Origin of the sequence: Labrenzia sp. THAF187b (assembly GCF_009363375.1) — a bacterium.
In the GTDB taxonomy this organism is placed as follows: domain Bacteria; phylum Pseudomonadota; class Alphaproteobacteria; order Rhizobiales; family Stappiaceae; genus Roseibium; species Roseibium algicola.
In genome coordinates, this window is sequence record NZ_CP045344.1 from 3,718,380 (window position 1) to 3,744,209 (window position 25,830).

Annotated in this window: 22 protein-coding genes; 17 read left to right on the forward strand and 5 right to left on the reverse strand. The window is 59.9% G+C overall.

Features of this window, described 5'->3' with window-relative positions; genetic code table 11:
- Positions 1 to 70: 70 nt before the first annotated feature.
- Both FIV03_RS17095 and FIV03_RS17100 read right to left on the reverse strand, forming a co-directional pair.
- Complete coding sequence (locus tag FIV03_RS17095; RefSeq protein WP_152510394.1) at positions 71 to 853, reverse strand: DUF2259 domain-containing protein; 783 nt, start codon at positions 851 to 853, stop codon at positions 71 to 73.
- Between the two features lie 69 nt (positions 854 to 922).
- Entirely contained in the window at positions 923 to 1,888 is a 966-nt protein-coding gene (locus FIV03_RS17100) for a sodium:proton symporter (RefSeq protein ID WP_173013877.1), read from the reverse strand.
- 101 nt (positions 1,889 to 1,989) lie between these two features.
- Between FIV03_RS17100 and FIV03_RS17105 the strand changes: the two genes are divergently transcribed.
- Positions 1,990 to 3,258, forward strand: a complete 1,269-nt coding sequence (locus FIV03_RS17105; protein ID WP_152510395.1) for an FAD-binding oxidoreductase — start codon at positions 1,990 to 1,992, stop codon at positions 3,256 to 3,258.
- Between the two features lie 33 nt (positions 3,259 to 3,291).
- On the opposite strand, the gene FIV03_RS17110 is transcribed toward FIV03_RS17105, so the two are convergent.
- Positions 3,292 to 3,771, reverse strand: coding sequence for an Lrp/AsnC family transcriptional regulator (locus FIV03_RS17110; protein WP_006939550.1), 480 nt, complete (start codon positions 3,769 to 3,771; stop codon positions 3,292 to 3,294).
- Between the two features lie 147 nt (positions 3,772 to 3,918).
- Here FIV03_RS17110 and FIV03_RS17115 point away from each other — a divergent pair, with 147 nt between their 5' ends.
- Positions 3,919 to 7,440, forward strand: coding sequence for an indolepyruvate ferredoxin oxidoreductase family protein (locus tag FIV03_RS17115; RefSeq protein WP_152510396.1), 3,522 nt, complete (start codon positions 3,919 to 3,921; stop codon positions 7,438 to 7,440).
- 113 nt (positions 7,441 to 7,553) lie between these two features.
- On the opposite strand, the gene FIV03_RS17120 is transcribed toward FIV03_RS17115, so the two are convergent.
- Entirely contained in the window at positions 7,554 to 7,784 is a 231-nt protein-coding gene (locus tag FIV03_RS17120; RefSeq protein ID WP_152510397.1) for a hypothetical protein, read from the reverse strand.
- Positions 7,785 to 8,234: 450 nt separating this feature from the next.
- Here FIV03_RS17120 and FIV03_RS17125 point away from each other — a divergent pair, with 450 nt between their 5' ends.
- The 12 genes from FIV03_RS17125 to FIV03_RS31610 all read left to right on the forward strand — a co-directional run bounded on the left by FIV03_RS17125 (position 8,235) and on the right by FIV03_RS31610 (position 23,271).
- On the forward strand, positions 8,235 to 9,320 hold the full coding sequence (locus FIV03_RS17125) for a DUF2336 domain-containing protein (protein WP_152510398.1): 1,086 nt from the start codon (positions 8,235 to 8,237) through the stop codon (positions 9,318 to 9,320).
- Between the two features lie 162 nt (positions 9,321 to 9,482).
- Entirely contained in the window at positions 9,483 to 11,900 is a 2,418-nt protein-coding gene (locus FIV03_RS17130; RefSeq protein WP_152510399.1) for a mechanosensitive ion channel domain-containing protein, read from the forward strand.
- 96 nt (positions 11,901 to 11,996) lie between these two features.
- Positions 11,997 to 12,563, forward strand: a complete 567-nt coding sequence (locus FIV03_RS17135) for a hypothetical protein (RefSeq protein WP_152510400.1) — start codon at positions 11,997 to 11,999, stop codon at positions 12,561 to 12,563.
- A gap of 181 nt (positions 12,564 to 12,744) precedes the next feature.
- On the forward strand, positions 12,745 to 13,620 hold the full coding sequence (locus FIV03_RS17140; RefSeq protein WP_152510401.1) for a hypothetical protein: 876 nt from the start codon (positions 12,745 to 12,747) through the stop codon (positions 13,618 to 13,620).
- 466 nt (positions 13,621 to 14,086) lie between these two features.
- Positions 14,087 to 14,860 (forward strand): amino acid ABC transporter substrate-binding protein, encoded by a 774-nt coding sequence (locus tag FIV03_RS17145; RefSeq protein WP_152510402.1) that lies wholly within the window; start codon positions 14,087 to 14,089, stop codon positions 14,858 to 14,860.
- A gap of 99 nt (positions 14,861 to 14,959) precedes the next feature.
- Complete coding sequence (locus FIV03_RS17150; protein ID WP_031269252.1) at positions 14,960 to 15,640, forward strand: amino acid ABC transporter permease; 681 nt, start codon at positions 14,960 to 14,962, stop codon at positions 15,638 to 15,640.
- Positions 15,637 to 16,392: an amino acid ABC transporter ATP-binding protein gene (locus FIV03_RS17155; RefSeq protein WP_152510403.1), complete on the forward strand. Its 756-nt coding sequence runs from the start codon at positions 15,637 to 15,639 to the stop codon at positions 16,390 to 16,392. The genes FIV03_RS17150 and FIV03_RS17155 overlap by 4 nt, the downstream gene beginning before the upstream one ends.
- Positions 16,393 to 16,704: 312 nt before the next feature.
- A complete protein-coding gene (locus FIV03_RS17160) occupies positions 16,705 to 17,715 on the forward strand; it encodes a metalloregulator ArsR/SmtB family transcription factor (protein ID WP_031269253.1) in 1,011 nt (336 codons plus the stop codon).
- Between the two features lies 1 nt (position 17,716).
- Complete coding sequence (gene metF / locus FIV03_RS17165) at positions 17,717 to 18,631, forward strand: methylenetetrahydrofolate reductase [NAD(P)H] (RefSeq protein ID WP_152510404.1); 915 nt, start codon at positions 17,717 to 17,719, stop codon at positions 18,629 to 18,631.
- A gap of 183 nt (positions 18,632 to 18,814) precedes the next feature.
- Positions 18,815 to 19,099: a hypothetical protein gene (locus FIV03_RS17170; protein ID WP_077292563.1), complete on the forward strand. Its 285-nt coding sequence runs from the start codon at positions 18,815 to 18,817 to the stop codon at positions 19,097 to 19,099.
- A 77-nt stretch (positions 19,100 to 19,176) separates the two neighbouring features.
- Entirely contained in the window at positions 19,177 to 22,905 is a 3,729-nt protein-coding gene (gene metH / locus FIV03_RS17175; protein ID WP_152510405.1) for a methionine synthase, read from the forward strand.
- Positions 22,906 to 23,127: 222 nt separating this feature from the next.
- Positions 23,128 to 23,271: a hypothetical protein gene (locus FIV03_RS31610; protein WP_156912470.1), complete on the forward strand. Its 144-nt coding sequence runs from the start codon at positions 23,128 to 23,130 to the stop codon at positions 23,269 to 23,271.
- A gap of 151 nt (positions 23,272 to 23,422) precedes the next feature.
- Here FIV03_RS31610 and FIV03_RS17180 read toward each other — a convergent pair whose 3' ends face one another.
- Positions 23,423 to 24,112, reverse strand: a complete 690-nt coding sequence (locus tag FIV03_RS17180) for a winged helix-turn-helix domain-containing protein (RefSeq protein ID WP_152510406.1) — start codon at positions 24,110 to 24,112, stop codon at positions 23,423 to 23,425.
- A gap of 93 nt (positions 24,113 to 24,205) precedes the next feature.
- Between FIV03_RS17180 and FIV03_RS17185 the strand changes: the two genes are divergently transcribed.
- The 3 genes from FIV03_RS17185 to FIV03_RS17195 are packed head-to-tail and all read left to right on the forward strand — an operon-like array spanning position 24,206 to position 25,810.
- Positions 24,206 to 24,538 carry an NIPSNAP family protein gene (locus FIV03_RS17185; protein ID WP_055656646.1) on the forward strand — a complete coding sequence of 111 codons (333 nt, stop codon included), beginning with the start codon at positions 24,206 to 24,208 and terminating at the stop codon, positions 24,536 to 24,538.
- Entirely contained in the window at positions 24,535 to 24,879 is a 345-nt protein-coding gene (locus FIV03_RS17190; RefSeq protein WP_152510407.1) for an antibiotic biosynthesis monooxygenase, read from the forward strand. The genes FIV03_RS17185 and FIV03_RS17190 overlap by 4 nt, the downstream gene beginning before the upstream one ends.
- 10 nt (positions 24,880 to 24,889) lie before the next feature.
- A complete protein-coding gene (locus FIV03_RS17195; protein WP_152510408.1) occupies positions 24,890 to 25,810 on the forward strand; it encodes an EamA family transporter in 921 nt (306 codons plus the stop codon).
- Positions 25,811 to 25,830: the final 20 nt, after the last annotated feature.

Genomic DNA, 25,830 nt, shown 5'->3' on the forward strand with positions numbered 1-25,830 from the left:
TTGCCGCCGCGCTAGCACTTCTGATGCGACTGGGCAAGATACCCGAGCCGGCCTCAATCGGTTTAGAAGCTCAAAGACGTCCCGTTATCGCCAGATATCTGCGGTCCGGCCCTTCGAAGCCAAGGCTGTCCATCTGGATGAGCACGGCAAAGACGGGCGGGGCTTCATCGGGGAAATGGGTGACGATGCGCTCGATCCGGTAAGCCAGCGGGCAACGGCGGCTTTCAGGCACGCTGTTGTCCTCGTTGAGGATGCGGGTGATACCATTGTGGACCATGGTCAGGCGGAACCCCTTGGTCTCGGCGCCGTAGCTCTGGCACTGGGTATTCGGCAGAGAGTATTCCGACAGGGTGAGGTCTATTGGATCGTCACCGGACAGGAAAGTGACGCGCGGGGCAACCAGCATCTTGTGGGGATCGGATGTCAATTCGGTGCGTGGATTGAAGCCGACGGTCTGGCCTTTACCGGCAATGGCCTTGTCCTGGAGCAGCGGCTGGGCGGCAAGACGGTTCTCCGCCCTGGTCTCCGACAGGGCATTGTCGGCCGCTTCACCCGGGCCGGTGTCGACATCCTTGCGCAGGCGGAAGGGAGACGGCGGCACCCAGGTATCGCCGATCACGTCGACAACGAAGATCTCAGAATAGGGGAAGCCGGATCCGTCCTGGACGCCGAACTGCTCAAAGGCGAAGAAATCGCCGTTCCTGGAAAAGCCGAGAAGCTGAAGCTCTGCGGTGTCTCCAGCCATTGCAACCGGGGCGAAGCTCGCGCCGGCAAGCAGGAGCGTTGCGGCACACAGAAGACTGCGGCCCGCCGATGAGCACAGGGATTTGACGGTGGCTGGCAGAACGGACACGGCACTTACCTCACGCGAAGTGTTTGACCTGGCAAGTGGTAAGCCTAGCACGTTCGCCTGTCAGGTGTGCTACGTCACAGTTTTCACGTTCAGACGGCAGAACACCCGTACAAACGGTTTCAGGAACAGGGGCAGGATGTAGATCGGAAACTGGCCGACAGCGAACCAGAGCCAGGTGAATTCGGGCAGGGTGCCACCGAAGGCGGCGACCATCAGCCCCATGTTTCTGGTGCCACAGGTATGGGCGATCGCGTAGGCGTCTTCTCGGCTCGCCGGTGAGAACAGCAGCAGGCTTAGAGCAATCTGTACCAGTGCGAGGCAGAAGGTGATGGCGGTAAGGCCCAGCGTGAACAGTGGTTTTGCGGCAAAGCTCGCGGCGACACCGTCCATGGCAGCTATGGCAAAGACCAACAGCAGCAGCACATTGAGACCGCTGATGTGGTGGGAGGAGCGAGCCAGGCGCTCTTCACCGGCCAGTTTGCGAAAGGCGATCGAGACCGCAAAGGCGCCTGCGAGCAGCAAGGAGAGCTGGATGGCTAGCCCGCCGACGCTGAGAGGCAGGGCGGGCCCGAGCATCAACTCGCCGATGAAGGGGGCCGTCAGCGGGGTGATGATCAGAGCGGCAACAGAAAGCGCGAGACTGAGGGTGCCATCAAGGCCGAGCAAATAGATGAAGGCAGGAGCCGCCATCACCGGGGGAGCGGCGGTTGCGATGAAAAGAGCCAGCATCACATCGGGGCCAAGGGCCTTCAGGCCGGAGAGGTCGATCAGCAGCCACGTCAGCAGGGGCGCGCCGAGCATCATCCACAGGAGGGCGGCAATCAGAAGCGCGGGGCGACGCAGGCGCATGCGGATCGCGAAGGTGTCGACCCGCAGAAAAGCCAGGGTCAACAGGCTGAAGACGGCAACGGTCAGGTAGGGCCGCAGATAGGCGGACAGCGCCGGCAAGGCCATGCCGATGAAGATACTCACAGCAAGGGCGGCCGTTCCGTTGCGCCCGATCCATGCCAAGCCTGCACCACACCATCGAATCATCTTAAGTTGTCCTTTGAACCGCGAGTTGTGGCAGGCACTTCCGCGCCTCTTAAAGGATCCGGACCTCGGACGCCAGTATTAGGGCACCGTCCGGAACAGGCATGACAGCAAAAACCAGGCAAACGCAATCCTTCGACGTGATGGTGCTCGGCGCCGGTATCGTCGGCGTGTCGACGGCACTGCATCTGCAGCGGCTGGGCCTGTCTGTTGCGCTGATCGACCGCAAGCACCCGGGCGAGGAAGCTTCCTTCGGCAATGCCGGGATTGTCCAGCGCAATGGCTTCGTGCCGCATGCGGTGCCCACGCATCCGCTCACGCTTCTGGCGATCCTTTTCGGCCGCTCCAGTGCCGTTTCGCTGGATATGGCCACCGTGCTGCGCATGTTGCCGTGGCTGCGCCAGTTCCACGCAGCAGGCAATGCCCGCGGGGTCGAGACCTATTCGCGGGCGATTGCTCCGTTGAGAGCCTTCGCCGTCGAGGAGCATCTGGACCTGGCGCATGCGACCAATGCCAACCGCTTTTACCGCCAGGGGGGCTGGCTGCATCTTTACCGCTCGGAGACTGCCTTCCAGGCAAGCGAAACCGAACGCCAATACGCACGAGTGTTTGGCGTTTCCTATCGGGAAATGTCGGCTGGTGAGATCGGAACGCTGGAGCCTGGCCTGACGGCGCAGGGGCTGAGAGGCGTTCATTGGCCGGAAAGTTGTTCGGTCTCCAATCCCGGTGCCGTGGTCGATGCTTTCTGGCGGGGGTTCGTGCATGACGGGGGCGGATATTTCCGTGCCGATGCGATGAAGCTGAAGCAGGAGCGTGGCGGCTGGCAAATCGAGGGGGAACGCGGCACATTGTTTTCCCGTCAGGCAGTGGTTGCCCTCGGAGCCTGGTCCGCGGATCTGCTGGCACGCCTTGGAGAAACCTTTCCGCTCGCGGTCAAGCGTGGCTACCACATGCATTATCGTCCGTTATCCGGGGCGTCCCTGTCACGACCGGTTGTGGATGTCGAAAACGGCTTCGCCCTGACACCGACGGATAATGGCATTCGCCTGACCACTGGCGTCGAACTGGCCGAGCGCGATGCCCCGCCCAATCCGGCGATCGTCAAGCTGGCGAAACGACGGGCCGAGGAAATTTTTCCGCTTGGGCGGTCGTTGCAGGAACAGCCGTGGATGGGAAGCAGGCCGTGTCTGCCGGATTCGCTGCCCGTGGTTGGTCCGTCTGCAAAGATACCGGGCCTGTGGCTCAACTTCGGCCATGCCCATGACGGTTTCACGCTCGGACCGGTGACGGGACGGCTGCTGGCCAGCATGATTGCGGGCAAGCAGCCTTTCCTTGACCCGGCGGGGCTGTCTGCGTTGCGGTTCGCCACCTGAACGTCTAACCTGGTGGTCGTTCAAGGTCGGATGTCAGCTCTCGCGCAAGGGCAGGGCGACGGTGTCCTTCACCGTATTGACGACGATGCGAGACTGCACATCGGACACGAGCGTATTGTCCAGCAGCTTCAGACGCAGAAAATTGTCGTAGGTTTTGATATCATCCGTCACAACCTTGATAAGATAGTCGACGGCACCGGTGATGCGCTCGCACGTCACGACCTCGGGCCAATGGTGTACCAGCTTGTCGAAGGTTTCCATGTTCTCGCGGCTGGGAACCGCAAGCTTGACGAACGAGTAGGCCACGAAGCCAAGACCCACGGATTCGCGGTCGATGATGGCAGTGATCTGGCGGATGATTCCCTGTTCCTTGAGGCGCTTGATCCTGCGCCAGCAAGGTGTCTGGCTCATGCCCGCTTCCTTTGCCACTTCGGCAATGGAGAGCGACGCATCCCGTTGCAGTACACGCAGAACACGTATGTCCGACGGGTCGAGAAGATATTTATCTGTCATTGGATATTTTAGGAATTTTTATTCTGCCTCTGGGTGATTGGCCGTGACGATAGCACAGAAATTGCCTGAGAAAAGGATGATATTACCTATTATGTGAGGTTGCCGCCGGGGGACATTGCCCCAGATGTCGGTTGAGGAGGAATTCGGATGAACGTGCACATGCCAACCGTTACCCTGGAGGACAAATACGTCGCCACGGAAGGACGGGTCTATCTGACAGGCATACAGGCGCTTGTCCGGCTGGCGCTTGATCGGGCGCGCATGGACCAGTTGGCCGGCCTGAAAACGGGCGGCTTCATTTCCGGCTACCGGGGATCGCCGCTAGCCGGTTACGACACAGAGCTGATGCGGGCTCATCGCCACCTCAAGGGGTATGACGTCGTCTTCAAGCCGGGTGTCAACGAAGAGCTGGGCGCGACCGCAGTGTGGGGCAGCCAGAAGCTGCGCGGCGAGGGTGGCGTTGGACGGGCGACCGCTTACGACGGCGTCTTCGGCATCTGGTACGGCAAGGCGCCGGGCGTCGACCGTGCCGGCGATGTGCTGCGTCAGGCCAACGCTTCGGGCACCGATCGCAACGGCGGGGTGCTTGCCTTGGCCGGTGATGACCACCTTGCTAAATCCTCCATCCTGCCGGCGCAGAGCGAGTTCTATTTCGAGCATGCGGAAATTCCGGTCCTGAACCCGGCCGATATCCAGGATGTTCTCGACTACGGCCTGCACGGCCTGGAAATGTCCCGCTTCACCAGCCTCTGGACGGCCCTGATCTGCGTTGCCGACACGATGGATGCTTCGGCAACGATCAATATCTCTCCGAACAGGCTGCGCATGGTGCGTCCGCTGGAAGGCGATCCGCGCAAGGACTATCACCAGAACCGCGATCTTCTTCTGGGCAACCGCCTGGAGACCGAGCGTCTGGTGCGCGATCTTCGTATTCCGGCCGCTCAGGCCTATGTGCGGACCAACGGTCTGGACCGGGTCACCTTCGGTACGAGGACCAATCCCAAATACGGCATTGTTGCTTCCGGCAAGGCCTACCGGGACCTGCTGCAGGCACTCGACCTGATGGGCATTACCGAGGACTTTGCCAAGGCGCTGGGCCTCGGGGTCTACAAGGTGGCAATGAGCTGGCCTCTGGAGCCGCTCGGCCTGCGTGATTTCGCCCGTGGCACAGAACGTTTGTTGGTGGTGGAGCACAAGCGCGCGTTCATGGAATCCCAGATCAAGGACATCTCCTACCACTGGCCGGAAATGAGCCGGCCGGAAATCTGGGGCAAACGCCGTCCGGACGGGACGCCGTTCCTGTCCGACGTTCTGGAACTGTCCGTTGCCGAGCTTATCGAAGGCCTCATGACCTGGCTGCCGGGCGACGTGGTTTCGGAAGAAATGCGCGCCGTTGCCAACCGGATGACCAAACAGGCCATGTGGGCCCAGGGCCATGCGGAACGCGCTGCCCGAATTCCCTACTTCTGCTCCGGCTGCCCGCATTCCACGTCGACCAAGACACCGGAAGGTTCCCGCTCGCTGCCGGGCATCGGCTGCCACGCGATGACGGAAATGGCCGGCCGGACAACGGAAGGCCAGATTGCGATGGGCGGCGAGGGTGTCCTGTGGGTCGGGCAGCAGCCCTTCTCCGGCGACAGCCACGTTTTTGCCAACGTCGGCGACGGCACCTACTTCCACTCCGGCATCCTGGCGATCCGGCAGGCGCTCGCCTCCAATGTGCCGATCACCTACAAGATCCTCTACAACGACGCGGTTGCCATGACCGGTGGCCAGAAGGTGGACGGCCAGCTGACCGTTCCGCAGATCACCCGTCAGCTGGAAGCCGAAGGCGTCGAGCGGATCGCGGTGGTTTCGGAGAACCCGGACAGCTACGGCTCCTGGACACCGCTGGCCCCGGGAACCAAGATTCACCACCGCGACGAACTGATGGAGGTTCAGGAAGAGTTCCAGACCTTCAAGGGTGTGTCGGTGATCGTTTACGACCAGACCTGTGCCGCGGAAAAGCGCCGCCGGCGCAAGCGCGGGCAGTTCCCCGATCCGGACATGCGCCTCTTTATCAATGACCGGGTGTGTGAAGGCTGCGGAGACTGTTCCGTGCAGTCCAACTGCCTGTCGGTGGAGCCACTGGCGACCCCGTTCGGTGAAAAGCGCGTCATCAACCAGTCGAGCTGCAACAAGGACTTCTCCTGTATCAAGGGGTTCTGCCCGTCCTTTGTCGAGATCAACGGTGCTGCACTGAAGAAGCCGAAGAAGGCGGATGTCGATATCGACATCCTGGTGGAAACCCTGCCGCTGCCGACGCTTGCCTCGCTTGACCGCACCTGGAACACGCTGGTGGCCGGTATCGGTGGCATGGGCGTGACCACGATCAGCGCGATCCTGGCTATGGCGGCCCATGTGGACGGCAAGCAGGCCTCCACGCTGGACATGACCGGCCTTGCCCAGAAGGGTGGCCCGGTGACGTCTCACGTGCGTTTTGCGGCGGGCAACAGGTCGATTGAAGGTCCGCGGGTTCCGGCAGCCAGCCTCGACCTTCTGATCGCAAGTGATATGGTGGTGGCCGCGAACGCGGATCAGCTCGCGCTCGCCCATCGTGGTCACACGATGACTGTCGCCAACACCAAGGTGGCCCCGACTGCGGAATTCGTGCTGAAGCAGACGCTTTCCTTCGATGAAAAGCAGATGGACAGCGCCCTGCGCAAAGCCTCCGGCACATATCTGCCCGTCAATGCTGCAGACATTGCCGAGAAGCTTCTGGGCGATGCCATCTATGCCAACATGCTGCTGGTCGGCATGGCGTTCCAGAGCGGCGCATTGCCGGTCTCGGACTATGCCATCGAAACCGCGCTGGAGCTCAACGGCGCGTCGGTGAAGAACAACATCAAGGCGTTCCGTGCAGGCCGCGTGCTGGCCGCAGATCCGGAAAAGCTGCTCAAGGCGCTGCCGTCGGAAGCCAAACAGCGTGTCTTTACCGTCGACGAGAAGATTGCCTTCAACGCCCAGGAGCTGACCGCCTATCAGGATGCGGCCTACGCGCAGCGTTATCTGGATCTGGTCGGCAAGGTCAAAGAGGCTGACGAAGCGCATGGTCCGGGCACGTTCCGCCTGACGCAGACAGTGTCCGACATGCTCTTCAAGCTGATGGCCTACAAGGACGAATATGAAGTCGCGCGGCTTTATAGCGATCCCGCCTTCAAGGAGAAGATTGCGCAGCGCTTTGAAGACCCGAAGAAGCTGAAGGTTCATCTGGCGCCGCCATTCCTCGCGCATCGCAAGGATCCGAAGACCGGCCGTCCGCAGAAGATTGCCTTTGGGCCCTGGATCTTCTCCGCGTTCAGCTTCCTGGCGAAGTTCAAGGGCATGCGCGGCAAATGGTACGACCCGTTCGGCCGTACGGCGGAACGCAAGACCGAGCGCGCGCTCATCAGCCAGTATGAAGGCGATATTGCCGAGATCCTGAAACGGCTGCAGGAAGGACACTACGGCCTGTTGGTCGAGCTCGCCCGGGTTCCGGATCTCATCCGCGGGTTTGGTCCGATCAAGGATGACAACATCGAAAAGGCGACTGAAAAGCGCCGGGTGCTTCTGGAGCAGCTCGACAGAAGCAATGACGGCGGCTCGGACAACAAGACCGGCACCAAGGAGTTTCTGGCAGCAGCCGAGTAAAGGCTGATCAGGAACAGCAAAAAACCGGCACCGCAGGGTGCCGGTTTTTTTATGTCCTTTGTTCCGGGTGAGGGCGCTGCAATCCTGAAACCGAACACAGGTCCATGGACGAGCTAGCGCCAGGGGCCGCTAATGATCGGCCGCCGCCGGTTTTCTTCGCGGGCTCTCAAATCGTTGTCACTGAGGACATCGAAAAGAAGATCGTCCGGAATGGATTGATGGCTGGATCGGCGGAAAAGGGCCTTGCCGAGTTTCCGTCGCAGGAGGGCCGCCAGTTGATAGAGACCGCGGGTGCGGGAGGGCGGTATGGCGGCGACACGGGGAAAACGGACGACGGAGGACATGGCTGGCTCCAATAAAGAAATATATTTCTTTCTTTATTTAGATCGCGCCTGGTGAAGGGTCAATAAGGAAAGAGAAATATTTCTTTATCTCGTGCGCTGCTGACGGGCACGTCCCTCTCCAGGGACCTTGCGGCGCAGCGAATGTATTTAAACCAGTCGCGATTTCTGACCTTCGGAGGCTACTGAAACGGCCCTTGAAAATCTTTTTTCGAAAAAAATATTCGGATTTCAACGGGATAAAAAAGTGACTTCGAGCGGGGGGCGACGCGGTCAAAATTGTTACATTTCAATGACATGTAATGAATACATGCGATATAGTTAGAATTGTTCTCAAGTTTTAAAAAAAGACAATTACATTCTGGAAAAGCGCGTTTCGACCTTCTTTAAAACTCATCGTCATTTTCTGTACCAACGCCAAACCGGCACACTTGTGAAAATTGGTAATGGAACATGACTGAAGCGTTGAAAACAGAACTGGTGAACTTCTCGGAGCTGACCGGTGAAGCTGGCAGCGCCCGGAGGGCCGAACTGGCCCGGCATGTCGCAACCCTGTTTGCCCTGACCTCCGATCGGTGCTCCGACGAGCAGGTCGATATTTATGACTCCGTCCTCTTGCGGCTTGTCGACATGGTGGAAGACGAAGTTCGCCGTTATGTCGCTGACCAGATGTCCAGCCTGAGACGCGGTCCGGAAGAAACCATCCGCCGTCTGGCCGATGACGAAATCGAGGTGGCCGAGCCGATCCTGCTGCGCTCCACCGTGCTGCGGGAGGCTGATCTGATCAAGATCGCCGAAAAGCGCGGCAATGCGCACCGGTTCGCCATTGCACAGCGTGAGGTTCTGTCTGAAGAGCTGACCGATGTGCTGGTGCGTCGTGGTGATCTGAAGGTCAAGCGCAAGGTGGCCAGCAACGACGGTGCTTGCCTGTCGGATGCATCGATCATGGCCCTGATCAGCGATGCTGCCTCCGATGCGACGCTGCAGCTTTCCTTGAGCGAGCGTGCGGATCTTGCCGAAGCGCATATCGCCAGCCTGATCTCGGTTGCCAGCGAGGAAGTCCGGCGGAAGCTGCATGCAACCGGCCGTGGTCACGAAGCCGAACGTGTAGAGGAAGCGGCCGATATCGCGGCACAGCGCATGTCCAACCAGTACTGGCTGGGCCGCTACGACTTCGAAACAGCGCGCAGCCGGGTCCTGCTGCTGGCCAAACGCGGGATGGTCAATGAGGCCGCCCTGCGCCGGTTCGCTTCGGAAGACCGGTTCGCAGAAGCGGTTGCCACCTTTGCCTGGCTGGTGAGATGCGGTGTCGAGGAAGTCAGCCACTGGATGGTGCGCCCCGATCCGGAGCCGTTTGTCATCCTTGCCAAGGCTTCCGGCTTCTCCTCCATCACCGTGGGTTCCCTGCTGGCCATCGGCCCCTGGCGTCACCGCCTGACACCGGATGTGCGCAGCGACGCCATGGCCATGTTCGAGCGCATGACGATCGCCGAAGCCAAGCGCAAGATGGCTCATTGGAACAACAACGTGCTGCACTGACACAATTAAGCAAGGCGCCTCCTGCCTGCATGTAAGGCCCGGTTCGAAAGGATCGGGCCTCTTCTTTTTCAGCTCCTTGCGAAGAGCCGGCTTTCTTTCAAATGGCACAGATCCGTGCCAAGAAAGACGGGGATCCTTTTCGCGACTCGTCCTGGGGCTGACATGCGCTTTTCACATCTAACCAATCGCCGATCCTGTCTTGCCGATGGCGGCCGCAAGAGGCCAGGCAAGACGTTGCTTCTTCTGTCAGGTGTGCTTGCACTCTTTCTGTGTCTGGGTGGTTTGCCCTCAGGGGTACAGGCACAGGGAATACCCGGGCTGTTTTCCGGAAAGGGGTCTACCAAGACCGAGACCGGTACCGTGGCTCCTGACGCTGAAACAACGGCAGATGGAAATGTGCAGCCGGAAGCGGCTGGCTCTGCAGTGGCGCCCGCCGAGGGCGCGGGTGAAGGCGCAAGCCTTCTTCAGACCGTGGACGAGTTCACCGAAGATGCCGTCGAGGCCCGGGATGTCCTCAAGTCCATCGTTCAGAAAATTCCGGAGATCCAGGATGTGATGGTGGAGACCTTGCGGGCCCAGGGGGGCGAACGGGGTCTCAACTGGATGTCGTCGACGCTGGTGGACATTCTGATTGCCGTTGTTCTCGGCCTTGTGGCCTGTGCCCTGGTGAACCGGTGGGGCCGCCGGCAATTCGCGTCCTGGTACCAGCCGGACGCGACGACACGGGCTGACAAGATTATCTATCTATATGCCCGGGCGATCCTGATGTTCGTCGGTGTCGGGCTCTTCTTTGCCGTTTCGGCCGGGGTTTTTCTTCTGGTTGGAACGGGCATTGATGCATCCAACAAGACCGCACTTGTGGTTGTCGGCACCATGGCGGTGTTTCTGGCGCTCCGTGTCGTCTGGCTGAATGTGCTGGCACCCGACGCGGAGAGCCACCGGTTGCTGGCGCTTTCCAATCAGGAAGCGACCGGGCTCTACAGGACGCTGCTTGTCGGCTCCGCCATTTCCCTTGCGGCGGTTGCCTTCTGCCTCTGGATGGAACGACTGGGTCTGTCGTCTGACGTTCACAAGCTGGCATTGATTGCAGCCTCCGCGCTGTCGATGGTCATCCTGTCCGGCATCGCGATTGTCTATCGCAGGGTAATTGCGCGGCTGATCCGGGGAAAGAACGGGGCTGAAGCGCCAATCTGGCGCAGGGTTCTGGCCAGCGGCTGGCACTTTGTTGCCGTTGCCTATTTCTTCCTGGCCTGGGGGATTTCGGCAGTGCGTATCCTGCTCGACTTGCCGGACGCGATCGGTCTGGTCGGTGCACCGCTGGAAGTGCTGCTGATGGCTGCGGTTGCCTATGGTCTGCTGATCCTGCTCATCGACCGGGTTCTGTTGCCGCGGCTGGACACGGCCGCCGCACAGGAGAAGATTGCCGAGGACATCAAACGTGCCGAAGCAGGCGAGGGCGGCGAAGAGGATGTTGCCAGCACATTGGCCCAGGCACGCGCGGAAGCTGCCGAGCGGGAAGCGCGGCGCTCGCCCTTCCGGGATCTGTTCGACCGGGGCGCTACTATTCTGGTCGTGTTCACCTCGCTGGACCTGCTGGCTTCCAAATGGGGACTGCCGCTTGCGGGCAGCGGCTCGCTGATCGGTTCCTTCGTCGAGGTGCTTCTGGTCATGTTCCTTGGCTACATGGCCTATGAGGCCGTGAAAATCGTCATTGACCGGGAAATTGCCAAGGAAGCGCCTGCCGAGAAAGACGAAGAGGCGGAAGTCGGCGGAACCGGTGAGAGCCGGATTTCCACCTTGCTGCCGATCTTCCGCAATTTCCTGCTCATCACGATCGTGGTGATCGCCACGATGGTGATCCTGTCGCAGCTGGGCGTAAATATCGCGCCGTTGTTCGCCGGTGCCGGCGTCGTCGGTCTGGCAGTTGGATTCGGGGCTCAAACCCTTATCCGGGATATCTTCTCCGGAGCTTTCTATCTGATCGACGACGCCTTCCGGAAAGGGGAATACATCGATATCGGCAGCGCCAAGGGCGTTGTCGAAAAGATCTCGATCCGGTCGATGCAACTGCGGCACCACCGCGGTGCGCTTACGACGGTACCCTTTGGCGAAATTCAGAAAGTGGAGAATTTCTCACGAGACTGGGCGGTGATGAAACTTGCGTTCCGCGTTACCTACGACACCGACGTGGAAAAGATGCGCAAGATCATCAAGAACTTTGGCAAGGAATTGCTGGAGGACGAGTATTTCGGGCCCATGTTCCTGGCGCCGCTGAAGTCTCAGGGCATCATGTCGATGGAAGACAGCGCCATGATCGCGCGCGTCAAGTTCACGACCAAGCCAGGCAAGCAGTTCGAGCTTCGCAAGGTCGTTTATGCAGGTTTGCGCGATCTGTTCGAAAAGAACGGGATCCGCTTTGCACATCGCCAGGTGACCGTGCGTGTTGCCGGGACCGACGACGAGGAAGAGGCAATGCCGCCTGCTGCCAAGGAAGCTGCTGCCGCAGGAGCTGCTGCGGCTGGAATGCTGGGTGAGGGCATTGGTGACGGGACCGGAAGCAGCGCCGAGGACCAGCTTTAGCACCCGCTGCGTCGCAGCGCCGGATCCTGGACTTGCGGCGAGACCGCCATAATGGTGTGCTTCACTTCTCGGATCGCAAATGTGAAGGGGGAGACTATGCTGAAACCAATGTTTCTGGGAACTGCGCTTGCGGTTGCCCTGTCATGCCAGGCCATTGCGGGACCGTTGCAGGACAAGACGGCTGAAGCGGAGGCCGCGCTTGATGCCGGCAAGGGCGGGGAAGCCATCTCTTTGATGCGCGAGGCCCTCTTCGACGTTTGGTCGAAAGCCACCATTTCCATTCCAACCGCCTTGTTCGTGACGGCCCCCGCCGACGGCTTCGGCATCTATAAACCCAGGGGAGATGCAGCTTTCGGAGCGGACGAGCCGTTGCGCATCTATCTGGAGCCGGTTGGCTTCGACTGGAAACAGCAGGATGGCCTGTTCACATCCCTTCTGACCGTCGACTTCGACCTCGCGTCGCCCGATGGCAAGGTGCTGGCCGGGCAAAAGGGCTTTGGTCGGTTCGACTTCAAGAGCCACGTGCCCAATACCGAATACATGGCCAACCTGACCCTGAATGTCAGCGGGGCTCCGGCGGGCGACTATGTACTGGAACTCACCGTCAACGATGAATTCAGCGGCAATTCCGCGAAAGTCCGGATGCCCTTTTCAATCAAGTAGGTACATCGGCAACAGGGTGAGGGGCGGTCTATTCGCTTTTGTGCGCGAGGTCCGTGGACCTCTTGACTGAAATCCGATATCGGTCCCGGCAGGCACCAGGAAGAGGTTTGCCATGACTTGAGCTGCCAACCGGCAGCCGGGATGCGCCACCCTTCGCTGATCGAGGAAACCGGGCCCAGGCATGAAGCTCTACGACTGTTTTGTCTTCCATAACGAATTCGACCTTCTGGAAATCCGCCTTCGGGAGATGGGGAACCATGTCGACAAGTTTGTCCTGGTGGAAGCGAACCAGACCCAACGCGGTGGTCCAAAGCCGTTCTACTTTGCGGAAAATCGCGAACGGTTTGCGCCCTGGGCCGACAAGATCATCGATCTTCAGGTCGAGTTTCCCGATGAATTGCCGCCGGCACTCGGCGTCTACAAGAACCGCCGGAAGGCGGACTGGGAACGCGAGAACTATCAGCGCAATTGCATTGCACGGGGACTGGAAGCCTGTGCGCCGGACGACGTCATCCTTCTGTCGGATGTCGACGAGATCGTGCGGGCAGATGTTCTGAAGAAGGTGCTGGACGAGAAACTCTACAAGGGGCGGCTTCTGGTGTTCGAACAGAGCCTGCACAAACACCATCTAGACCGTATCGTTCCCGGCAAGACCTGGCTGCTGGGGTCGAGGATGATTGAAAAGAAGTACCTGACCACGCCGCAGCAGCTGCGCCGGACAAAGGCACGTATGACGAAAAAGTCCTACGTGCCGGGTTTTGTCGCGCAGCCGCTTCTCAGGATCCGCAACAACAACCTGTCGGGCATCAGCTGCCCGGTGAAAATCCTGCCCGATGCAGGCTGGCATTTTTCATCCATGGGCGGCGTGGAAGCCTTCCGGACCAAACTGGCATCCGTCGTCCATGGCCAGACGGTCGATACCAGCGATATTGAAAGGCTCTACGCGAAAGAGCTTGTCGGCACCGAGATCATCCCGCGCGAAGGTCTGCCGGGCTGTGTGCGTGAAGGGCGCTTCGATCACATGCTGGATCAAGGTGCCGTGCCCGCCGAAAGCTGACGAGTTCAGCCGAAATCGGACTTTGGCAATCGGAAACCTGATCCGTTCGGGAGGGCACGCTCAAGGATCGCAACCACGTGACTATTCCGATCGAGGTTCAACACGAAGCGGGCTGGATGCTTCCTCGCCCAAGGCGAAGGTTTCGTCATCTTGTGGAAAATATTCACATGAAGCCGATTTGGAGCCTGATCTGGAGAACGTATCCACGAACCTTCAGCCGCTTTAGCGAATGCCGGCAACCTTAGGAGCGGTCACGGGAACAGTTTCCGTGGCGGACGGTTGCCGCCAGGACACTTCCAGAGAGGGGGGGCGGGGCTTCAGCCGGTGTTGTGTCGTGTGCTGCCGATCCGCGATATGAGAGCAAAATATTCTCCCTCTTTCTGCATTTTTGCTCTTTCTTCTCCTGCAATCGCTTCCACATTCCGGCACTAAGGCCACTCACTCATCATGCCGGAAAGGAATTGATATGAGCTGGTTCAAAGCGATTGCCACGGCCGCAGTGCTGCAGGTACTTACCCTTTCTCCCTCGCAGGCGGGTGAAAACCTCGATGCGATCAAATCGGCAGGTGTCCTGAAGATCGGAACCGAAGGCACCTATGCGCCTTTCACCTTCCACGACGGGGAAGGCAAACTGGTCGGTTTCGATGTGGAAATCGGCGAGGCCGTTGCCGAAAAGCTTGGCGTGAAGGCCGAGTTCATCGAAGGCAAATGGGACGGACTGATCGCCGGCCTGGACGTCAAACGCTACGACGTGGTCATCAATCAGGTCGGCATCACCGACGCCCGCAAGCAGAAATACGATTTCTCCGACCCCTACATCGCCTCCAAGGCAGTGCTGATCGTTCGCGCCAGCAATGACGACATCAATGGCTTCGAAGACCTCGCCGGCAAAAAGGCGGCTCAGTCCTTGACCAGCAATTTCGGCAAGCTGGCGGAAGAAGCCGGAGCGGAACTGGTCGGCACCGACGGGTTCGACCAGTCCATCCAGCTGGTGCTGACACGCCGCGCCGATGCGACCATCAACGACAGCCTGTCCTATCTGGACTTCAAGAAGCAGAAACCGGATGCGCCGGTGAAGGTTGTCGCCGAGAAGGCAAATGCCGACTATTCCGGCATTCTGGTGCGCAAGGGTGATCCGGAACTGGTTGCCGCCCTGAATTCGGCGCTGGCCGACATCAAGGCGGATGGTACTTACCAGGCAATTTCCGACAAGTACTTTGGTCAGGACGTGTCCAACTGACATGATGAAGGCCGGTCCATGCAGATCTAGACCGGCCCTTCTCACCTAAACGAAAAGCGCCGGGCGTTCGCGCCGGGCGCGTTTTTTTGGAGCTTTATCGTGCCTCACTGGCTTCAGTTGATGATCGATTCCCTGCCGACACTTCTGTGGGCGGGGGTCAAATTCACCATTCCGCTCACGCTGTTGTCCTTCGCACTGGGGCTCAGTCTTGGTCTGACCACGGCTGTCACACGCCTGTTCGCGCCGCTGCCGCTGGTGCTGGTCGCGCGCTTTTATGTCTGGGTCTTCCGGGGAACGCCGCTCCTGGTACAGCTCTTCGTGATCTTTTACGGCCTGCCCAGTATCGGTATCTTGCTGGATGCGTTTCCAGCCGCCCTGATCGGCTTTACGCTCAATGTCGGTGCGTATTCGTCGGAGATCATCCGGGCTGCCATTTCCTCCGTGCCGAAGGGACAGTGGGAAGCCGCGTTTTCCACCGGGATGACATGGCGCCAGGCAATGATGCGCACGATCCTGCCGCAGGCCGGACGCGTGGCGGTGCCGCCGCTGTCGAATACTTTCATTTCGCTGGTCAAGGATACGTCTCTGGCCGCTGCCATCACGGTGCCGGAGTTGTTCCAGTCGGCGCAGCGCATCGTTGCCACCACATATGAGCCTTTGATCCTCTACATTGAGGCAGCCCTGATCTATCTTGCCATGAGTTCCGTGCTTGCCTGGCTGCAGGAGCGGCTGGAAGTCCGGTTTGCGCGATATGGCGGCATGCTGGAGACATCAAGATGATCGAACTCTCCCATATCGAGAAAAAGATCGGCGAAGCGCTCATCCTCGACGATATCTCGCTGCGTTTTCCGGAAGGCAGCGTTACGGCGCTTGTTGGCCCGTCGGGCGGCGGCAAGAGCACTTTGCTGCGCTGTATCAATCTGCTGGAGATACCGACCTCCGGCAGCGTTCAAGTCGGTGAACACAAGATCACGTTCAAGCCGGGCGTTTCAGTGCCGCAGGCATCGGTTCAGAAGATCCGCTGCGAGACAGGCATGGTGTTCCAGAACTTTCAGCTCTTTCCGCACAGGACAGTGATCGAGAATGTGATGGAGGGCTTGTTGGTGGTTCAGAAATGGCCCCGTGAAAAGGCACGCAAGCGGGCATTGGATCTGCTCGAAAAGGTCGGCATGTCGCACAAGACCGACGCCTGGCCGGCCAATCTTTCCGGCGGTCAGCAGCAGCGTGTTGCGATTGCCCGTGCTCTTGCACCTTCGCCCAAGGTGCTTCTATGCGACGAGCCGACTTCCGCGCTCGATCCGGAACTGGCCGGTGAAGTGGTCGATGTACTCGGCCAGCTTGCCCGGGAAGGGACCACCATGGTGATGGCGACGCACGACCTGCGACTGGCATCGCAGATCGCAAATCATGTCGTCTTTCTGGAGGCCGGGCAGGTGGTGGAAACCGGAGACGCGGATGCGATCTTCCGTCATCCAGAGCGCGAGCGCACCCGCCGGTTTGTTTCCTCCATCAACGCCGCACAGACGCTCTAGGTCAGCGCTGCCGCATTGCTCAGATGCGGGAGGTGGTGCAATTCGGCGTGTCACGCGAGGGCTGGGCTATTGCCCTTGCCCGAGCTCAAGACCGCGTAGGGCAGCTCACCTGACCTGAAGTGGCTCGTTCCATTTGTGCTGATGGTCCCGCTCAGCGGATGCGAGGTGGTGCGCAGGTCGGCTTTCGTTTTTCTCCTGCGGGCGTAATTTCGACGAATACGGACCAATCAGTGTCGTATTTGTTTTGATCCCTTGCATGGTGCTTCGATTTCATATAAAGATATCTTTATATCGACATTGATGGCGAAGCGCATGACCGAAGAACAGACCCTGTCCGTTGACGATACCCTGGCCGCCCTGAGGGCTGTCGGCGAGGCGACGCGCCTGAGGCTGATTGCGCTTCTGGCGGAAAGCGAGCTGACGGTGAAGGATGCCACGGCGATCCTCGGACAGAGCCAGCCGCGCATCTCCCGTCATCTGAAGCTGCTTGCCGAAGCGGATCTCATACAGCGGTTCCCGGAAGGAGCCTGGGTCTACTACAGGTTGGCGGATGGTCCTGAAGGCCAGCTTGCACGCGATCTTGTTGCCCGTATTTCCCTGGAAGACCCGGTGCTCGCGGCGGACCAGGAACGGTTCCGGGCGATCCGCAAGGCCAAGGCGGACGAGGCGGCTGCATATTTTGCAGCCCGCGCGCTCACCTGGGACCGGGAGCGTTCGCTGCATGTTTCCGAAGACGATGTCGAGAAGGCGATGCGCAAGGCACTGGGCGACAAGCCGTTCCAGTCGTTCCTCGACCTTGGCACCGGAACCGGCCGGTTGCTGGAAGTGTTTGCAGACCAGTATGCGACGGCACTTGGTGTCGATGCCTCGCATGACATGCTTGCCGTTGCCCGCGCGAACCTCGCCAAGGCCGGGCTTTCTAACGCCCAGGTACGCCACGGCGATGTTTACGCACTGAATGTGCCGCCGCGGTCCTTCGATGTCGTGGCGATCCACCAGGTGCTGCACTTTCTGGAAGAACCGGCAAGGGCGCTCAACGAGGCTGCCCGTGCGCTGCGTCCAGGCGGCCGCCTGTTGATCATCGATTTTGCTCCGCATCAGCTGGAGTTCCTGCGCGAAAAACACGCGCATCGTCGCCTGGGCTTTGCCCATGACCAGATGGAGCGCTGGCTTGAAGCGCTCGAACTGGACCTGGAACAGGTCACCGATCTTGTTCCGGGAGACGGCAACGACACCAACCTTACCGTAACCCTTTGGCTTGCGCGTGACCGCCGAATTGTCACCGACCTGCCTGCCCGAGACACGTCCCGAGAGGTCGCCTAACATGACAACCTGTTCCAACCGCCGGTCTCACCAGGCCGCACCTTCGCCAATCACGGCTTCGTTCGAATTTTTCCCGCCGAAGTCCGACAAGATGGCGGAGACGCTGTGGCAGACGGTTCAGCGGCTGGCGCCGCTCAGCCCGTCCTTTGTTTCCGTGACCTATGGTGCCGGCGGTTCCACCCGCGAGCGCACGCATCGCACTGTCGAGCGGATTCTGAAGGAAACCGACCTTGCACCGGCGGCACACCTGACCTGTGTCGGCGCGGCGCGCAGCGAAATCGATGCGATCGTCAAGGACTACTGGGATCTGGGTGTGCGTCATCTGGTGGCGCTGCGCGGTGACCCGCTCGACGGCATCGGCTCGCGTTACGTGCCGCATCCGGAGGGCTATGCCTATGCCTCCGACCTGGTCGAAGGCGTCAAGAAGATCGCCAATTTCGATATTTCCGTCTCCGGCTATCCGGAAAGGCATCCGGAAAGCGGCAATTGGCAGAAAGAGATCGACAATCTGAAGCGCAAGGTCGACGCCGGTGCGGACCGGATCATTACCCAGTATTTCTTCGACAATGACCTGTTCGATGATTACCTGGACCGGATTGCGGCCGCCGGCATCAACATTCCGGTGATCCCGGGCATTCTGCCGATCCACAATTTCGAACAGACGATGGTGTTCTCCGCCAAATGCGGCACATCCATTCCGCAGTGGCTGGCTCGGCGTTTTGCCGGCCTCACCAACGATCCGGAAACCCGGAAGCTGGTTGGCGTTTCGGTTGCCTGCGAACAGGTGATGGACCTGGTCGACCGCGGCATCAACGACTTCCATTTCTACACCATGAACCGGGCCGACCTGACCTTTGCCATCTGCCACATGCTTGGCATGGGGCAGCCGGAAACCAAGGAAACCCTGGCGGCCTGAGGGAGGCGAGGCGGCCGGGCCGGGCGCAGAAACGAGCCAGTTGTTTTGGATTTAGAGCGGATGCCCCCTCTTGGCCCCTTACCCTTACCTGGGTGCGGCAGGGTTGGGGGTATCGGCGCAGCCGGGACACGCTGCTGTCATCAGGACAGGAACGACCGGAAACCAAGCGGGAAGCGGAGCGAGATGATCAAGTTAAGCACTGCCGATGCCATTGAATCGACCGCCTATGCGGTGTTGCGCGAGAAGGGTTTCGAGCTTCATGTCGTCGACATGGGCGCGGACAACAATCGTCTGATCGTCGCCACCGACAAGGACCACGAGTTCCGCGGGCATTCGGCCCTCGAAATTCTCGGGCTCCTGGCCGTTTATGAGGCACGCGGAGAAGACTGGCACCCGACCGAAGACGACGTTCACAGCCGCACCAAGTTCTGGGACGCCTCCTACAACGATACCGACCGGGACAGCTGACACGCTGTCCGGTTGCACAGTCAAATCACGCCGGCTTCCGCCGGCCAAACCAACAGAAATTTCCGGAAGGAAACCCCGTGATCAAGTCAGACGCCTTCGAGCGCCTCCGTGACCTCGCCAAGACCCGTATTCTCGTCCTTGACGGTGCCATGGGCACGGAAATCCAGCTTCTGAAACTGGATGAAGCGGCCTACCGTGGTGACCGCTTCAAGGACTGGCCGAGCGACATCAAGGGCAACAACGACCTGCTGAGCCTGACCCAGCCGGACGCGATCCGGAAAATCCATGTCGATTATCTGGAAGCCGGTGCCGACATTGTCGAGACCAACACCTTTTCCTCCACGACGATCGCCCAGGCCGACTACGGCATGGAAGAGCTTGCCTATGAGCTGAACTTCGAAAGCGCGAAACTCGCGCGTGAAGCCTGCGACAAGGTCACGGCACAGGATCCGTCCCGGCCGCGTTTCGTCGCCGGGGCGCTTGGCCCGACCAACCGGACCGCGTCGATCTCGCCGGATGTGAACAATCCGGGTTACCGTGCTGTTTCCTTTGATGATCTGCGCATTGCCTATGCCGAAGCTACCCGCGGTCTCATTGCGGGTGGTGCCGATATCATCCTGGTGGAGACCATCTTCGACACGCTGAACGCCAAGGCGGCGCTATTTGCTATTGACGAGGTCTTCGAAGAAACCGGCAAGATCCTGCCGGTGATGATTTCCGGTACGATCACCGATCTTTCGGGCCGGACGCTTTCCGGACAGACACCGGAAGCCTTCTGGAACTCCGTCCGTCACACCAGCCCGCTGACCATCGGTCTCAACTGCGCACTTGGCGCCAAGGAAATGCGTGCACATGTGGACGAGCTCGGCCGCGTCGCCGACACGCTTGTGTGCGCCTATCCGAACGCCGGCCTGCCGAACGAATTCGGTGAATATGACGAGAGCCCGGAACATATGGCCGGCCTGATCGAGGAATTTGCCTCGGCGGGTCTCGTCAACGTTGTCGGCGGCTGCTGCGGTACCACGCCTGCGCATATCAAGGCGATTGCAGACGCCGTTGCGGACAAGAAACCGCGCGAGATCCCGGAAATCGACATTCACATGCGTCTGTCGGGCCTGGAGCCGTTCGTGGTGACGAAGGAGACCAACTTCGTCAACGTGGGCGAACGGACCAACGTGACCGGCTCGGCCAGGTTCCGCAAGCTGATCAAGGAGGGTGACTACCCAACCGCGCTTGAAGTTGCCCGTCAGCAGGTCGAGAACGGCGCGCAGATCATCGACATCAACATGGACGAAGGCCTGCTCGATTCCGAGGAAGCCATGGTCACCTTCCTGAACCTGGTGGCCGCCGAGCCGGATATCGCCAAGGTTCCGGTGATGATCGACAGTTCCAAGTGGACGGTCATCGAAGCGGGTCTCAAATGCATTCAGGGCAAGGGCGTCGTTAACTCCATCTCGATGAAGGAAGGCGAAGAGGAGTTCATCAAGCACGCGACGCTGGTGCGCCGCTACGGGGCTGCCGTTGTGGTGATGGCGTTTGATGAAAACGGACAGGCCGACACGTTCGAGCGCAAGACAGAGATCTGCGCGCGGTCCTACAAGATCCTGACCGAAAAGGTTGGCTTCCCACCGGAAGACATCATTTTCGACCCGAACATCTTTGCCGTCGCGACAGGCATCGAGGAACACAACAACTACGGTGTCGACTTCATCGAGGCGACCGGCTGGATTCGCGAGAACCTGCCGCACGCCCATGTGTCGGGCGGTGTATCGAACCTGTCGTTCTCGTTCCGAGGCAACGAAGCCGTGCGCGAAGCGATGCACTCGGTATTCCTCTATCATGCCATCAAGCGCGGCATGGATATGGGCATCGTGAATGCCGGTCAGCTTGCGGTCTATAATGATCTCGATCGCGAACTGCGCGAGCTTTGCGAGGACGTTGTCCTCAACCGGCGGCAGGACAGCACTGACCGGATGCTGGAAGCGGCCGAGCGCTGGAAAGGCGAGGGTGGCAAGAAGAAGGAAGCCGATCTCACCTGGCGCACCTGGGGTGTTGCCAAGCGCCTGGAACACGCGCTCGTTCACGGCATTGCCGATTACGTGGAAGAAGACACCGAAGAAGCCCGCCAGGCCTTCGACCGGCCGCTGCACGTGATCGAAGGCCCGCTGATGGACGGTATGAATGTCGTCGGTGATCTCTTCGGATCCGGGCAGATGTTCCTGCCGCAGGTGGTCAAGTCTGCCCGCGTCATGAAGAAGGCGGTCGCCTATCTGATGCCGTTCATGGAGAAGGAAAAGGAAGAGCTTGGCCAGACGGGTCATTCTTCCGCCGGCAAGATCCTGATGGCCACGGTCAAAGGCGATGTGCATGACATCGGCAAGAACATTGTCGGCGTCGTTCTCCAGTGCAACAACTTCGAGGTGATCGATCTCGGCGTCATGGTGCCGGCAGCGAAGATCCTCGATACGGCGCGTCAGGAAAAGGTCGACATGATCGGGCTGTCCGGCCTGATCACACCGTCGCTGGACGAAATGTGCCACGTTGCCGCCGAGCTGGAACGTGAAGGGCTTGACGTGCCGCTGCTGATCGGTGGGGCGACCACGTCCAAGATCCATACAGCGGTGAAGATCCACCCGAACTATGCCCGTGGCCAGGCAATCTATGTCACCGATGCGGGCCGGGCTGTCGGTGTTGCCTCCAAGCTGATGAGCGAAGGTGGCCGCGCGCCGTACTATGCCGATGTGCGTGCCGAATATGCCGATATTGCCGAAAAGCATGCAGCCGGCCGGGGCTCTCAGCAGCGCACGTCGCTGAAAGCCGCGCGGGACAATGCCTTCAAGGCCGACTTCAAGGGCAAACAGCCGGTTGCGCCGAAGAAGCCAGGCACGACTGTCTATGACGATTTCCCGCTGGAGGAACTGGTGCCGTTCATCGACTGGACACCGTTCTTCTCCACCTGGGAGATCAAGGGCCGTTATCCGGCGGTACTGACCGACAATCGCTACGGCCCGGCGGCCAAGGCGCTTTTCGACGATGCCCGGCGGATGCTTGATGAGATCGTTGAAAAGAAGCTGCTGACGGCACGTGGTGTTGCAAGCCTGTGGCCGGCCAATGCGGTTGGTGACGATGTGCGTGTCTTCACCGACGAAAGCCGGAGCGAAACGCTGGCGACCTTCCACACGCTGCGCCAGCAGATGAGCCGGACTGCAGGTGGCCGCGCCAATATCGCCCTCAGCGATTTCGTTGCGCCCGAGGCCAGCGGCATTGCCGACTGGATTGGCGGATTTGCCGTTACCTCCGGTCATGGCGAGGACGAGCTGGCGGCACGTTACGCCAGGGAGTCGGACGACTACAACAAGATCCTGTCCCAGGCCCTGGCAGACCGGCTGGCGGAAGCCTTTGCCGAGAAGCTGCACCAGATCGTGCGCAAGGACATTTGGGGCTACGCCGCCGCCGAAGACTTGTCCATCGACGATATCATCGCGGAAAAATATCAGGGCATTCGTCCGGCACCGGGCTACCCGGCCCAGCCGGACCACACGGAAAAGGATACCCTGTTCCGGCTGCTCGATGCGGAACGCCTGACAGGTATTCAGCTGACAGAGAGCAGGGCCATGTTGCCGGGGTCTTCCGTTTCCGGGCTCTATTTCGGCCATGCCGACAGCCATTATTTTGGTGTTGGCAAGATCGAGAGGGACCAGGTGGAAGACTACGCCGCACGCAAAGGTTGGGATCTGGCCTATGCGGAACGCTGGCTGGCTCCGATTCTCAACTACGATCCGGCCCGGATGGTCGCTGCCGAGTAGGGTCAGCACCACCTAGACCGAGTGGAAACAGATGGCCTCCCGCGTGTTGCACGCGGGAGGCTATTTATTTTCTCCAATGAATTAAATGACGTAAGGAAAATAACACAATTTTTTGAGAATATGCACAATGTGCGCTCTTGTAATGTGCACGCAGTGCGCTAACATAAGCTCTATCAGGTGAGTGCCGATAAAGGTTCTGCGCACACCAAAGGAGAAAAAAACATGACTGTGCAAATCGCTAGAATTTTGCTGGTTCAGCATCGCCAGGATTACAACCGGGACCGCCTTGCGTGGTTGCCGGCGCGGCTTTATCGCTCCTGGCGTGAAGCCCTTCCGAAGGTTCAGGAGACCATCCGGTCTCTTTGAGCTGGGCCCACCCCGAAATTGGCCCCAAGAAACAAGAACAAGATCACTGGGCGCCTCGTTTGCCCCTGGCGTCTGCCCACTTCCTTACAAAGCCCGGCTTCGGCCGGGTTTTTTGTTGATCTGTGGATGAGAAGAAAGGGTGGGCTGTTGCTCAGGCCACCGGAAACAGTTTCTTCAGTTCCGCTTCACCTTTCGGCGAAATATGAACGATGCGTCCCGCCGGTTCGCGGCGCAGCCAGCCGCTTTCGGTGAAGCGCGTGAGAAGAGCGGCACCCAGACCTCCCGCCAGATGGTTGCGCCTTTCGCTCCAGTCCAGGCAGGCACGGCACATCGGGCGACGGCTTGCTGAGAGGGCACCCAGGTCAATGCCGATGTCTGAGACGAAACCTTCACCATCTGCGGTCAGGGCGAGGCCGCCTTTGTCCGTCGAGACGGCAAGGAACCCGCGCTTCTGCAGGCTGTCGAAAATACGCACCGCCATATCGCCGGCCAGATGGTCGTAGCACACACGGGCGGCCCGCATCTGCGGGTCTCTGGGGCCGGTGCGGGTGCGCAGGTGGCCCTTGCGGGCGGCAAGGCCCATCACGGCTTCCAGCACGGCTCCAACCTCCGGTCCCGCGAGCGTGAAATAGCGATGCCGGCCCTGTTTGGCCTGGGTCAGCAAGCCACCTTCCATCAGTTTCTTCAGGTGCGAACTTGCGGTCTGGCCGGTGATGCCGGCTTCGGTTGCCAGTTCCGTCGCCGTCAGGGCCTTGCCGCTTAACAGCGCGCTCAGGATGTTGGCGCGGGCCGGGTCACCCATCAAGGCGCCGATGCGGGCGATGTCCGGTCCATCCTTCATGAGATCTCCTCCATGGTTCGATCTGTGTCGAAGCATTGCAGACATTGACCGTGTCACACAAGCGCAATCGACACAGCCTTGAAGGAGACCTTGGTGATTACCTGTTTCATCCGCTATCACATCGACCCGACGAAGAAAGCCGCTTTTGAGCAATACGCAAGAAACTGGGGGCAGGCGATCCCGCGTTGCGGTGCGGATCTGATCGGCTATTTCGCACCCCACGAAGGCTCGACGACGCTGGCTTACGGTGTTTATTCCATCGAGAACCTTGCGGCATATGAAGCCTATCGGGCGCGGCTTGCCGCGGACCCGTTGGGGCAGGAGAACTATGCTTTTGCCATGAAGGAAAAATTCATCTTGCGGGAAGACCGCACGTTTCTGAAACTGGCCTCCGCGCCGCATGGCATGGGAGAGAAACTCAAATGATTGCCGTCATCTTCGAAGTGATCCCGCATGCGGACAAGAAACAGGCTTATCTCGACATGGCTGCCGAGATGAAGCCCCTGGTCGAACAGATCGACGGCTTCCTGTCCGTCGAGCGATTTCAGAGCCTCACCAATCCGGAGAAATTACTGTCGGTCTCCTTCTTTCGGGACGAAGCCGCGCTGAATGAATGGCGGCAGCTCACGCAGCATCGCAAGGCGCAGCGTGCCGGACGGAGCAGCTATTTCAGGGACTACCGTTTGCGGGTGGCGCAGGTGGTGCGCGACTATGGCATGGACGAGCGCGACGAGGCTCCCGCCGACAGCCGCGACGTGAACGGTTAAGCCGGCAGCCATGCACAACAGATCCATCGAACTGGCGCTTTTGGGCGTGCTCGCTCTGCTGTGGGGTTCATCCTACATGTGGATCAGCCTGGCGCTGCCATCGTTTCCTCCTGCGACGCTGATTGCCATCCGTGTGTCTCTTGCTGCGCTGGCGCTGCTGGCCATCATGGCTGCAAGGGGCATTCGCATGCCGCTGGACAGGCGAAACTGGAAGCAGTTCTTCATCCAGTCCCTGGTCAACAGCACAGGACCCTGGCTGATGCTGGCCTGGGGCCAGCAATATGCCGGGACGGCCGTATCAAGCGTTCTGAATTCAACCTCGCCGCTCTGGGTCTTCGCCTTTTCGTTCCTGCTGCTGAACCATGGCGAAAGGCCAGGTGCCCGGCAACTCACTGGCGCCTTGTTCGGCTTTGCCGGTATCGTGCTGATCGTCGGTGTCGGTGCGCTTGAGGATATCGGCAGGAACCTTGTGCCGCAGCTTGTCGTCCTGTTCGGGGCTGCGCTCTATGGCATCGCGGCCCTGCGCGGCCGTGTCTTTGCAGGCCTGCCGCCTATAGTGCCGGCTGCGGGAACGCTCATCTGCGCATCGGTAGTGCTTGTCCCGGCAAGCCTCATCGTTGACCGGCCCTGGCAGTTGACGCCGGATACGACCGGCATCGTTGCCGCGCTGACGCTCTCGCTTGCATGCACCGCGCTGGCATTTCTGATCTATTTCCGTCTGCTGTCGACCCTTGGGGCAATGGGGACGGCCAGTCAGGCTTATCTGCGCTCTGGCGTAGGTGTCTTTCTCGGTGTCGTGTTCCTGTCGGAGACGCTGGATCTGGAGACCTTTGCCGGAATTTGCCTTGCCATTTTCGGTGTTGTTCTGATCAACTGGCCACGCGCGGTAAAGCGTCAAGACGTTTCGGCTCCAGTATCTGCCGCCAAGTAAGAGGGCGTTTGGCCGGCAGG